The 13,955-nt window shown below is 41.7% G+C and carries 4 protein-coding genes and 1 riboswitch; all 4 genes read right to left on the reverse strand.

Annotated features, from left to right (window positions below; genetic code table 11):
* Positions 1–47: 47 nt before the first annotated feature.
* A complete protein-coding gene (locus tag BQ7352_RS04190) occupies positions 48–2,051 on the reverse strand; it encodes an alginate lyase family protein (RefSeq protein ID WP_072447217.1) in 2,004 nt (667 codons plus the stop codon).
* Positions 2,044–4,278 (reverse strand): glycoside hydrolase family 95 protein, encoded by a 2,235-nt coding sequence (locus BQ7352_RS04195; RefSeq protein WP_072447219.1) that lies wholly within the window; start codon positions 4,276–4,278, stop codon positions 2,044–2,046. The genes BQ7352_RS04190 and BQ7352_RS04195 overlap by 8 nt, the downstream gene beginning before the upstream one ends.
* A 194-nt stretch (positions 4,279–4,472) precedes the next feature.
* On the reverse strand, positions 4,473–9,872 hold the full coding sequence (locus tag BQ7352_RS04200; protein ID WP_072447221.1) for a cadherin-like beta sandwich domain-containing protein: 5,400 nt from the start codon (positions 9,870–9,872) through the stop codon (positions 4,473–4,475).
* A 297-nt stretch (positions 9,873–10,169) separates the two neighbouring features.
* A riboswitch (cobalamin riboswitch) is annotated at positions 10,170–10,303 on the reverse strand.
* 35 nt (positions 10,304–10,338) lie between these two features.
* On the reverse strand, positions 10,339–13,899 hold the full coding sequence (locus tag BQ7352_RS04205) for a polysaccharide lyase 8 family protein (RefSeq protein WP_242948522.1): 3,561 nt from the start codon (positions 13,897–13,899) through the stop codon (positions 10,339–10,341).
* Between the last annotated feature and the right edge of the window lie 56 nt (positions 13,900–13,955).

A 13,955-nucleotide genomic window follows, 5' to 3' on the forward strand; every position in this document is an offset into this window, starting at 1 on the left:
TCATCTTCTACTATCATTAGTCTGTACATATTTTCACCCTCTGTATATTATGCGAAACTAATGGTATCTCCTTTATCTGCACAGATTAACAGGCTTCCTATTCCCAGACACTCCTCCACCTGAAGTAAATCCTGCGGCCCTGTCAAATCACGGTATCGGAATATCAACTGATATTCGTGATTATCTGTGCGGATATACAAGCCCTGCGCCTGTTTCTCATCCAGCATACAATCCCGTACAGGATTATAAACCTGCTGCATACACACCTCTGCCTTCTGCTTCTGTCTGCCTGCCAGCACCGCAAGCATGGCTGTTGTTCCTTCTCCCTTTCTATCTGCCCAGATACTTTCGTTTTTCTCACACAGATTGTAATGGCGGGAAAGCTTGCTCTCAACCTTTTTAACGGATGTGTCTTTCTGAGGAAATACCAGTTCCATTTTTGCTTTCTCTCCATTATATACAATTCTGTTGTCTTCGTAAACAAGCTGTCCCTGATTATTGAAGTGGAAAATTCTGCTATATGTATGTGTTTCTCCTGTATACGCCATATCTGCAATCACATAAACCCCCGGTTCTAATACGACTATTTTTCTATTCAGAAGCACCTGCGCTCCCCCTTGCAGATATCCTGTATGTGCACCCTCCAATACCAGATATCCGTTCTTTTCCTTTGGTGCAAATCGAAGCTCAGGCACAGCGTTTTGGCTGCCCCATGCGTCTGTATATTCCATAAAGTCCTGTCCGTCTACTAAAATCGTGTTGTGTGCATAAGCGCTTTTCAGCCAAATCCTGTTTTCTTCGTGATAAGTATACTGATATCTTCCTGCATCCACCAGTACGTCCTCGCCTTCGCTGACCACATCAAGATGCAGCTTGTCATTATGTCCGTGTCCTCCGCCCAGGCAGCCGTTTCGGAAGTGAAGATATTCTCCGTCACGCTCCCAACTACTTCGCACATAATAATTTCCACTTTCCTCCAGCATAAAATTCTTCTGCTTCGGCGTCTGTCCATTGATGTTGTCGTAAATATCTGCTCCTTTTTGACGTAAATCCCAGATACTCTCATAGTCCGGATATTCTCCTGCACAGCCCTTTAAAGCCTCTGCCTCCTGACAGCCTTCCTTTGCCAGAATAATAGCAGAAGCAGCCAGCATATCCTCCAGACAAGTTTCGTCACTGTCTCCGGTAAGAGGCTGACAGTCATCCGGTTTTTTCCATGCCACATTTGCCATTGCCATACGGCGGGTAACTTCTAAAAGCTTTTCGGGAATTTCCCTTTCCCATACCTGTAAAATATGAACGCTCTCTAAAAAGCAGTGCAGAACTTCATTGTGATACATACAGGACTGCTCCCAATGTACGCCGTCTGAAAATACCTGAATTTGCCCTTCCTGCTCCAGACGCTTTAAAGCCGTTTCCACATATTCCTCCTGATTAAGCGCCAGACCGATAAACAGCAAACCGTGGTTTTCAATAACACCCCAGTTGCTGGAAATCTGAAAGCCCCTTCTGGCATGAAGAAGATATTCTCCATGTTCCTCTAAGCTTTTTGTAAACATTTCCATAAAAGCGTCATCAATCAGCGGACTGTTTTCAAAATATAAGATGCTCTTTGTCCAGTTTTCCCCACGAATACCTGCCTCAATTTCTCTCCATGTAACCTTTTTACTCTCCTCTGTCAGAGGTACGCCTGTAATCCAGTCTGTTATCATATCTACAAAGGCTTTGGCATACTTTTCCTCTCCTGTCATGGCATAAGCCTGTCCCAGACAGATAAAATAACGATGACGGTTCATCTGATAAATAAACTCCGGATCATCTGTGGGCATATACGTCCAGTTAATGGGATATGTAAACGTCTCCTTTTCGTAGGTACGCTCCATGTCCCAGGGTAAGTCAAAAATAAACTCTAAGCGCACAGCCTCATCTGCAATACGCATAATCTGGTCGGTGTTTTCCGAGCGATATTCTCTCGCCGCCTTTGCACACCATTCCAACTCGCCCTTTTGATATCTGTTTTTCTGTCTTTCAAAATATTCTTTTTTATTCATAATTTTCCACTCCTTCTAGCTCTAATCTGCTGTTTTCTAAAAGAGTAACGCTCCTTCGTATCCCACAATAACGCAGCTCTATGGTTTGAGTTTTCCCCGAAGAAAGAGAAATTTTTGTAAGTTTTCCACATTTCCATGCAAAATCCACCTTCAGCCTTCCTTCCAGACACAGACCTGTCACCATCCCTGTCTCCATTCCCTCAGGAATAATCCGAAGAAGCTCTACCACATCACCCCTTCGGGATGCCAATGCTTCCAATACTGCCTCTGCCATTCCGAAATTTCCGTCAATCTGAAACGGGGGATGAATATCCCACAGGTTTTCATCCACACTGTTTGCAAGAAATTGTCTCATCTGCTCATCAAATTTTTTCTTGTCCTTTAAGCGGGCATAAAAGCACATAATCCACGCTTTACTCCAGCCCGTATGACCGCCTCCATGCTCCAAACGATATTCCAGAGTTCTTTTTGCCGCCTCGAAAAGCGCAGGCGTATCCTCTGAAATTTCTCTTCCCGGGTGCAGCCCATATAAATGAGAAATATGACGGTGCCCCTTTTCTACTTCCTCGTATTCCTCCTGCCACTCCAAAATCCTGCCGGACTTCCCAATCTTGGTAGGCGGCAAATGTTCTAATATCTCCTGCGCCATTTTTTCTGTCTCATATTCCGGCAAACCTGTGCTATATTTTCGGCATCCTTCCAGATAATTCTCCGCAAGCTCACGAATAATCTGATGGTCCATGGCAACTCCCATAGCCACACTGGCTTCCTGACCATCCAAAAGGCGATAAGTATTCTCCGGTGATACCGTAGGCCCGCTTATCCACATTTTATCAGATTTCCGATAAAGATAGTCATAGAAAAATAAAATACATTCTTTCATAACAGGCAGCACACGCTCTCTGATTTCCTTCTTATTTTCCTCAAACTCACTGTGATGATAAAGCTGATTTGCCATCCATGCGCCGCCCATAGGCCAGAGAAACGCCGGAAGCCACAGCCCTGTAATATCTGTATCTCCCCACAAATTTGTATTGTGATGCGCTACAAATCCTCTGCAAGCATACACTTTTTTGGCTGTTTTTCGCCCATTTGGAAGCATTTTCTCTATCAAGTTGAAGAACGGCTCATAGCATACGCCCAATCCTGCTTTGTCCGCCATCCAGTAATTCATCTGGAGGTTAATATTGATGGTATATCCGCTTTCCCACGGAGGAGTAAAGCTTCCATTCCATATTCCCTGAAGATTTGCAGGCAGCGCACAGCCATAGGAACTGCTGATAAGAAGATATCTGGCGTAGGAAAACATAAGCCAAGTTAAATAGCCCTGAACCTTTGGTTCTTCACAGCGTTTTAAAAGCTCATCCGCCGGAGTTTTTTCCAGCTCCTCTTCCCCTTCTATCTCCAGCTTCATGCTGTTGTAGAGCTTTCCATACTCCTCAATGTGCGCCTTCTTAATTTCCTCAAATCCCGCTTTTGCTGCTTCTTGTAAAAGCCTGCCGCACGCACCTAAAGATTTTTCACCTTCATAATCTGTACGCACGCAAAAGAAAATTTCCACATAAGAGGCGTTTTCTACAAGAAGATATCCACCTTCTATACAGACTCTTCCATCTGTTTTCCCCACTCTGCACCTTATATCATAGCACACTCCGTCACCGCTGTGTCCATTTAAAGAAATTTCTCTGTCCTCTGCTTCGGCATTTTCTTCAAACGGTCTGCGGTTTAATCCCAAGGAAAAGCTCATGCCCTGTTCTTTGTCTGTTTCCATCCGCAGAGCAGTGGCCTGATACTTAACAGAAGAAAAAATCTCTCTTACTGTCTTGCAGTTGTCAAAGCAGATTTTCACCCCTGCTTCTCCTTTTTCTAAGTCAATTCCTCTAAAATACTCCTTTACTTTTCCAAAAGGCTCGAAAGTAAGAACTGCCTCTGCTGCCGGATGATAAGGATTGGTATATCTGGGATTTCCCACAAACCATCTGCTGCATAAAGTCTGTGCCTTGCTTGCCTCTCCTTTTTCTAAAAGCTCTCTCACCTTTTCCAGTTTTTCCTTGCCTGCCTCTACGGCTCGCTCTCTTTTTCCTCCGTACCACAGACTTTCTTCATTTAAAACAATCTGTTCCTGCTGCACTCCGCCCAAAAGCACTGCTCCCTGTCTTCCATTTCCCACAGGAAGTCCCTGTTCCCAGCTTTTCGCCTCATGTGTTAAATAAAAACCTTTTCCCATTTCTGTCTCCTATTTTCTATAAAAGCTTATACTATCCCTTATTTTATAACTATTGTAACCCTGACCTGTTTTTCGTGATATAGGTAGTTTTCGACATTCATGGGCGATACTTGCCTGTGAAATAAAAACTGCCGTAGAAATATATCTCAGATACAATGACCTGACTGCATTTTCTACGACAGTTTCTTATCTCTTTATTTTATATGTTTCTTTCTTCTGTACAAAGCTGTTATTGTTCCTAAGGATACAACACCGATGCACATCCAGAGCATGAGCTGTGCCTCATCTCCTGTTTTTATGCCACTGTTTGTACTACTGTTTGTGCCATTGTTCTGATTTCCGCTCTGATTATTCCCCTGTGAATTTGAAGGTGTATCTACCACTACTCCAAATCCTCCAAGACTTTTTACAGAAACAGATACCATATCGTCTGCACTCTTACCATTCAGCTTTTCTACTTTTCCGTTTATGTAATGCAGTACAGTAAGCTGCTGTCCGTTATATTTTTCTCCTACCGGAATAGACAGCACTGCTTCCTTAGGAAGCTCTAAGTTCTTTCCATTCTGTCGGATAACAACATCATATAAACGGAATACAGATTTTGCGGAAGGAATTTCCTTTCTCATTGCTTTCACTGCTTCACTGTCTTTATCAAGAGGTGTTACCAAAAGCTCCATATCCTGCTCAAGACCTTTTCCTTTTAAAGAAACTCCATACTTTTTATTTACCAATGTAATTTCTTTCTGCTCATCCGGATTTGGATTTGGCTCAGGATTTGGTTCCGGTTGTGGCTCAGGCTGTGAAGTCTTTTTCTGCTCTATGGTAAGAAGATACGTTTTGATGTCTTCTCCTCTTACTGTTTTTTTAGAAACAATTTCAATTTTTGTTCCGTCTTCCACAGGAATAGCCTGTCCGCTTTCATAAACCTTATCTGCTGACTTTATTACTGTTTCCGCATAGCGATTATAAGATTTCGGATTTAATGTAATTTCTTTTACCTTTTCTCCCACTGAAAGCGTATATTCATAAGTATCTCTTGCATATTCCGGTGACAATTTACCGTCTGTAATTCCCAGTGTAGATAATTCGGCATTTTCTGTTACGTCTTTTCCCAGATTTTCCGTATATTCTACTGTAATTACGTCCTTATCTTTTAACTTGCCGTTTTCTACTGTAAAATCCGCAAAACCGGTTTTTGTAAATTCGTCATTTAAAGTACCTACCCAGCCGCTGCCCGGTCCACGGTCAAATTCGCCAAGTCCGTCAATTTCTTCAATATATTCTCCGTTTCGAATAGAAATACTAAAGCCATTTTCCTTGCAGGCACGTTCAATTACGCTCATCATAGAGTCCGTCTGATAAATCGTTGCCTGTGTCTGAAGCATCATACCCTTTATTTCGTTTTCTTCCAGAAGGGACAACAGTTTTTCTTCCTTCTTTAAGCCGTCCATAATCGTTAAAGTAACTTTACCTACTTCTTCACCCAGCGTTTTTAATTCCTCAATGCGTTCAATAGCTTTCTGTAACTTCTCTGCATTATGTACAAGCTGCTGTTCATCTTCTGTAAGGCTTTCATACAACGCCTGAATGGAAAGCACAACTTCTGCATCTTCCAATGTTAAATCTTTTATCGCCGGAAGGTTTTCAATAAGCTGAATAACTTCTTCTACTTCTGTTTTTTGATTTTCTTCTGTTAAATCCCAGTAAGTCTTTTCTCCTGCTTTTGCCTGTGTATAAGCTGTAAATGCCTGAAATACCTGAACACCGGACATTTCATTTAACTTTTTATTACTTTTATCGTGGCAGAAACCATTTCCTTTTTCTGTTTCACAATAATAGTTGTCCATAAGACAGGTAATCATATTACTATAAGGAGTTCCAAAATCGGAATTTAAAGGGTCGATGCCTAAAATCGTCAAAGTAAGCAATACCTGCGCTGTACTTTCAGACGTTCCAAAGTCATAAGAGTCAGACATAGAATTCTTCAAATATTCTAATCCTGCTTCCACTGCCTGATGAACTTTTACATTTGTATTTCTGTACGGAGCCAGCGCCTGCAAGCACATAGCTGTCATATCCACACTGACAGTCTGATTATCCACAAGTCCGAAACCGCCGTTTTCTTCATTCTGGAATTTCAAAAGTGCAGTTATGATACTCTCTCTGTTCCATTTTGCATCTGTGGGAATTTCCATTCCTTTTGCATCCGTTACCAGCAGCGCCCATGCCAGCTCATTTGCACCCATATCTAAGCTCGGATGATTATAAATCATTTCTACCAGATTTACACCGTCTACATCCGTAATGTCTTTGTTCATAATTAACAAGGACAATGCCACACGCTCCATATCTGTGGGTTTTTGCTTTTTACTCCATTTTTTCACTGTGTCTGCCACAGACTGATAATAAGCATCTAATTTTTCCTGTGAAATGGTTTCTCCTGCACGAAGACGTGCATACACAATCCAGTCGTTGTTGTTATACTGATAATTTTCTTCTGGATATTTGGATGCAAATTGCTCTTTTGCCCCCTGCAATCCTTTGTTTATCAACGCATCAATATCTACCTGCGGTGTTTCCCCGCCTGACACAGTAACGGTGAATTTTATAGGCTCTACTTTATTTGTCTTGTCTATCGGAGTTCCTGTTACCGTTACAGTACCTTCTTTTAAAGACTGCACATAATACTTATCACTGGTAAGAAAAGAACCTTTATCCGGTGCATTATCCCATTCCGGATTTCCTTTTTTCCAATATCCCTGCTCTTTACGGACAACCTTTACAATTCCCGCTTTATCATAAGACCATTCCAACTGTGGATCTGTAACACTCCAGCCATCCTTGGAAAGCTCTCCCTCAAAAGTCAAGTCAAGAAGCTGTTCTGTGAAGTTTTCCATCTGGAGGTTGCTTTCATCTATCGTTATCTTTGTCAACGGATTTTTATACTTATAAGTAACCTCTGAAGTTCCGCTTACTACGCTTGTTTTCTTTGTCTCAGGATTTGTCTGTTCGATTTTTGCCGTATAAGTGACTGTACCCGCTTTATATGGCACATATCCCTTCACCATACTGTCTACATAGTCGGCAACAGACGGATTGCTGCTGGTTACTGTCCAGTTACTTGCATAGCTGGCATTTTCCGGTGATACAATCACACCGCTGTAATCCGGCAAAAACGCATAATTGTCAGGATCATTGGCATTTCTGGAATGAATTTCTTTTTCTCCCGAAATGGCCGGCTTCACACTTTCAACAGGTACATAAGAAGAAGTTGCTTCTACCTCTGCTTTTATTTCAGGGTTTGCCTTTGCGGTCACTGTCATAGACGCTGTTCCCGGTTTGTTGAACTTAAATTCGCTGGATGAATTCAAGTTATAAATCAGCTTTTCATCACTTGGCGCATAAGTAAAACGAGAACTATGTACCGGTACAAATTCTTCACTTCCCTGATATTTTACCTGTACCTGAATGTTTTTCCATTCAGAGCCTGCCACTTTGATTTTACCGTTGGTCACATCCTGTCCGTCAATAAAGAGTTTGATTTCTTCCATCACCTGCGCTTTGGCAATTACTTTTATCCAAGCAACCGTTTCTGTGGAGGAGTCTTCTTTTATCTCTGTGGCAGATACAATAGCAGAACCTTCTCCGTCTACACGAAGACCTCCTTCATCTGCTCCGATTAATAAACAGCCTTCCGGCTTTACTTCTGTCATGTTCCAAGAGATTTTACTGGTAGACGGTACATCTTTTAATTGGAACGTTCCGGCTAAATTAAAAGCTCCTACTTCATCCGGTGATACATATAAGGTTTGATCTTCAATAGTTTCTTTCACACCGTCTGCAAAAGTAAATTCTACTTCGTATTTATTTTCCGGCAAATTTGGTTTGTCAGGATTATATTCCTGATTTTCTCCAAAATACGGATATCCGGCGCTGCTCTGTCCCCATGTAACGCCAAATTCGCCCTTATTGTCGTTTAGAAGCTGCACAAACTCTTTTGTCTTCATATCTTCTTCTGTTTTTGCAGAAGAATTCACTAACGCATCTGCGGAAAAATCCACAGGATTTTTCATACTTTCACACCAATAAGAATTTATCAGTGTTCCTGCTTTGTATTCCTTAAATAAAGTACCTTTTTTTCCTTCGCTGACAGAATAGCTGTTAATCAGGTTTCCGCCGGAAAGTCTCTTTGCAAATCCACAGGCAGCATCGCCCTTTACATCCGTATAGCAGTTGATAATCGCACCTTTTAAATCATAACCTGCCGGTCCGCTTTCTGCCCATGAAGCTAAAGTTCCTGTGAAATGAATATTCTGAAGAACACCTTCTTCTCCTACATTCTGAAACAGCCATGTAGCATCATCAAGGGTAATGGTATGTCCGTTTCCATCCAGAATTCCGTTAAATTCAACGAAAGACATATACATTCCGTCTAACGTAATATCATTGTCCAGTACATAATAAGTACCTGTCTGTGCCGTATCTATTTTTTCCAAATCAGACTGGTTTTTGATATGCACAATCTGACTTTCATCTGTCGGAGGTGCAACCGGTTCTGTAACCTTTTTCTTCTCCAACTGTTCTTTTGCCTGATTTAAAGCTTTTAACGCCTCGTCAATTTCTGTCTGTTTTACATCCGTTTTTTCTAAAATCTGCTCTGCTGTATTTAATGCTTCTGCAAATCCTCTCCAGCTTTCTTCTGTATATTTGTCCTGCTCCAGCTTCTTACCTTCATTTACAGCATTTTGAAGCGCTGTTTTATCCGGCTGTTCCGGATTTGGTATCTCTCCCTGCTGTGTCAAAACAGGAAGTCCGCTATTACTGCCGTCTGCCGGAGAAATCCATGTAAATCCTGTGTCGGGAATATCCTTATTTAATAATGCTGCTCCAGCCTTTAATTCCTCTAAGGTTTTTACACAATCACTTGCATTTTCCGGAATTTTTCCCATAGATACAGGACCGTAAACCCCCGGAATTTTATCCTTCGCATAATAACTGTTAGATAAAATACTGTCATCTGTCTGGCGAATTCCAATAAGACCGCCTGCCATCATGGCCTCAATACTTCCTCCAAAGTAAGAATTCTTAATTGCACCTGACTGAAATATTCCTACAAGACCGCCTGCATCATCTAATCCACTTAATTTTAATTTCGCTGTGGAATAACAATTTTGAATAGTTCCGCTTAAAGTAACTGCCATACTTCCAAAAGTTTTGTCACTTGCAATCACATTTTCGCTGGTTACTCCAAGGTTCTGAATAGTCCCTGTTACCTCGTTTGCCAATGGCTTATCTGCAAGAGTAATCGTGTGTCCGTTTCCATCTAAAGTTCCTGCAATACTCTCAAAATTTTGTTCCTGTTCAAACACAATGTCCTCTGTCAGAGTATACGTCGTTCCTGCTTCAATAACTGTGGGAATTTCTGTTTCAGAAATTTCAGCTTCCTGCCCCGTCCCACTTAAAATTTCTCCTGCTTCTACAACCGGGGTTTCCATATCGCCTGTGGCATGTACCGATACAGGCATTCCGGTAATAAGCAATGCCATTACCAGAAGCAGACTGAGAACACGGTTTGCATTTCTTCTTTTTTTCATTTTCTTTCTCCTTTACATTTTTCCTTACAGAGCATTTTTTATGAGACAGCCACATAAAAGAGAACTTCAGAATATTTATACATTTTTAGTGAATTTGTTGAGCACGCTTTGAGATTACAAGCTCAAAGTGAGCGCAAACTGAACGTAAAATGTATAAATATTTTTGGCATTCCCTTAATGTAACAAGCTCACAAAAAAAGGTTCCTTTACACACCGGTAAAGAAACCTTATCTATCTTCACTATGAAATTTTATCCTGCACATCTTTTTCTACACAAATAAAACTCCCTCAACCCGGAAATCTATTTCTCTGATGGCAGATTTTCTGACTTAGCCGAAAAGCATTACAGTAGAGGTGACTGTATCGGATTTGCACCGATTTCCCTTTTAACCTTGGAGCAAGCTCCAACGACCATCATGGATATGCAGTTTACACTCCTTTATAGTACACAATTCAAAAAAGAATATCAAGCCTTTTTCTTCCTTTTTAATACAACAAACAGCGTTCCTCCGACTACAAACATCACAGACAGCATTACAAGCGGTGTTTCATCTCCTGTTTTAACCTTATCCACACCGGAAGAAACTGCCTTATCCAATATCGTACCAAAGCTGTTTAAAGACTCTACTTCTACGGATACAAATCCGTCTTTTACCTTTCCTTTTAATTTTTTTACTTTTTCATTGTCACAGGAAAGTACCACAACTTCTTTGCCGTTATATTTTTCCGATACAGGAAGCTGAAGCTCTGCCTTATGAGGAAGGGCAATTTCTTTTCCGTCTTTTAAAAGCTGAATTTCAATAGGATTGTCAAGCTGCTGTTTCTTGGAAATTTCCTTTTCCATAAGCTTCACATCTGCATGTTTTTTATCCAGCTTCTCTACAGATAACTGCATATCTGATGTCAGACCTTCTCCTGTTAATTTGACACCATGCTCTTTATTTACCAGCATATCAATTTCCTGAATTTCCGGTGTACTTGGTTCTTCCGGATTTTCCGGCTTCTGAGGTGTCTCCGGTTCTTCCGGCTGCGGTGTTACAGGCGGCACAAGCTGAAGCTCTGCCATGGAAGCTGCTCCGTTTGTTCCTGCCATAGCAAAAGTCAAAACTGCTCCGTTTTCTGTTTTTTCACAAGTAACATTTTCATCCAACTGAACACAGTCTGCTATTTCTTCTTCAAGTGTAAGCTGAATATTTCCTTTATTTTTCATTGTGGGGTCGGAAACAGAAACTTTCACTGTTCCCTGCTCCGTTTCCTGAAGCATAACAGACGCAGCCTTATCACTTGTTATTCCGTCTATACTTCCTCCCTGCTCTTGCCAGAAATTTATGCCTGTGATTTTTAATGTCTCATGGCGCACTGCCTGAACCTCACTGCTGTTTTCCAGTATGGTTACCTTAGGTGCTTGTGCGTAATTTTCTGTTTCTTCTGCACTTGTTTCGGGAAGCAATACATAACTGTAAGATGCGTTTTCCGGGTTCTGTCCGTGGTCTACCCACATTTCCAGATAATTCTCTGTGCTTTCCCCCTCAAAAGTTCCTACATCCTTCCAACTGCCTGTGGTTTGACCTCTGCGAACCTGAATTTCTGTATTTTCTTCAGGGAAATAATATCCTGTTCCCACAGACTGATTGCCTTCTAAATGTGCCCAATTTACCTGCTCAAAGCTTGTGCCTGATACGTCTGCTGTACGTTCAACCAACTCTTTTACATTCGCTTCTTTCACAGGTATTTCTGTTTTTTCTCCGTTGACAAGAAGCTGATTGCTTCCGTCTTTTCTTAACTTCTTATTCTCAATGGTAGTTTCCACCGGAAGTTCCATATTTTTATTGGTAATTCCTGCTCCAAGGCAGACCATTTCGTCATCAAACATAAACCATGACTTCTTGCCTTTTAAATCCGGCGCATAAGAAACCGGTGCATCTCCTGCAATTCCCTGCGTTTCTCCTGAAAATGACATACCGCTGACGCCATAATTTCCTATGGAAGTTCCTCCTACCCAGCTCTCCTTGGAACAGAAATCTCCGCCCTGTGCAAAACCTGAGCCATCCGGTTTCCCTGTACCGATATTTACCGGAACCACGGTCGTTCCTGGCAGTCTTAACGGATTTACTGTATTCCAATAATTCTCTGTATACTGGTTGTCCTCATCATAAATATAGGTCATCCCGTTATTCTGATGCCATCCAAAACGATTTTCATCATTCATAATTTCTGTGTTCTGAATACGTTCCGAATACATAGACAATGCAAAAAGATAGTCTTCTGTTCTGTGAACTACACGGTCCATAAGGGGATAAGATTTATGTACCGGCGCTATGTTACTTTGGATGGAGGTATCTTCCAAAATTTCCTTGGCTTTCTTTTTAATTGCCATATTTTCCGCACCAACAAGACTGTCAATAAATCCTTCATCTTCTTCCAGCCAAGCTTTCAGCGCAGAAAGCGTTGTCTCTTTTGCCTCTTGGCTAAAGGAGTCTACAATTTGCAGAATAATCATCATTGCCTCACGTCCTGCTGCCTGATTGCTGCTTGCTGGTCTGGATACAGAACGCCCTTTCAGACAATCCAGCATCATTCCCTTATACATGCCGTTTCCAAAGCCTTCCACAATATAGCTTTCCAGATTGTCCTGAACCTGTTCCGGATATTTCCAGGGTGTTCCAGCAAGGAGAGACGGAATTTTAGCGCCACCCTTCATAAACTCAATCCCATAAGCGCCTAAATACGGCACTTTTATATGGTCGAGATAAGAACCGTCCGGATAAAAACCGCTGTTATATCCGTTCGCTGCAATTTGAGCGCTGTCTTCTACATTTTGAATAACAAAGGTCTGGGAAGACGCCAGCATCCCCAAATACACCAGCTCATTATCTTCTCTCAATGCTCCCAGTCCCACTGCCGTTGTGGAACAGTCGATAATATTCGCTCCCTGCGCCTCACGATATCCCTGCCCATGGGTGCTTGCCGTATTGATAACGCCTTCATGGAACGGATCAGGCTGGAAAAAGTAAAGTGTTTCTGTGTACGCCATAACCTGTTCTTCTGTCAGTCCGTCATAAATCAATATTAAAGCAGGAATTAAATCCTTGGGAATACCAATTTCCCATGTCCACCAGTTATCCGTCTGGCTTTTTGCCGTATAACAAGAGCCGCACAGGAAATCTAAAATATTGGTAATATCCTTTAGCATATCCTGATTTTGATAGAGAGCTCCGCCTTCTGCTGCGTAAGCTTTACACATAGAAAGCACCTTTTTAAAAGAAACACGAAATTCCACTGCATCATCTTCATAAGGAATATTCTTATTGCCTTTTGCTCCCTCATCCTCTGCCCAAGGAATACCGCCACATTCTTCCTGTCCCTTATAAACATAAGCGTTCCAAAGCGCTTCTGCCTCCTGATTGATTTCTTCTAAGACTTCCGCTCCGCCTTCTTCTGATACTAAATCTTTGCCAATTAAAGACTCTTTCCATGCCTGACGAATTTTTCCGTAATCTTCTGCCGTTGCAGAGGGCAGTTTTGAAGGAGACTGATATAAAATTTCTACCTTCCACTGTGCTGTTTTTCCTTGGTCATCCTGTGCCACCACTACGGCATTGCCCTTATTCTCTCCTGTAATCACTGCGTTTCCGTTTTCATCCGCTTCAACCTTCAATAAATGTTCCGCACTTGCATCTCCTGCCTTACGTGTTCCGTCTGTTTCGCCCTCCTTTAATTCTCTTTTAATTTTAGAATATCCTGCATTTCGTAAGAAAGTCCCATCCTTCTTTAAAAATTTTGCACTCCATGTAACATTCTCGGAGAAGCCCTCCGGTTTGTCCAGTTGCAAGCTTTCACCTCTGACAATAGAAATTTCCTGATTTTCTGTTGGCACGGCTGTTTCCAAAACCTCACGCTCCTGTTCTTCATTCACTGCAACAACATTTACAGGCTCTGCCAAGACTCCCGTCACATTTCCCATACTCATAGCTGCAATTAACATTGCACTTATGTACTTTTGATTTTTTCTTTTACCTGTCTTCATACCTCCTCCTTCTTTCAAAAGTTCTCCATTCTTATTCCTATAAGTTACCATTCCTC

The sequence above is a fragment of the Blautia sp. Marseille-P3201T genome, assembly GCF_900120295.1.
Taxonomy (GTDB): Bacteria; Bacillota; Clostridia; order Lachnospirales; family Lachnospiraceae; genus Blautia.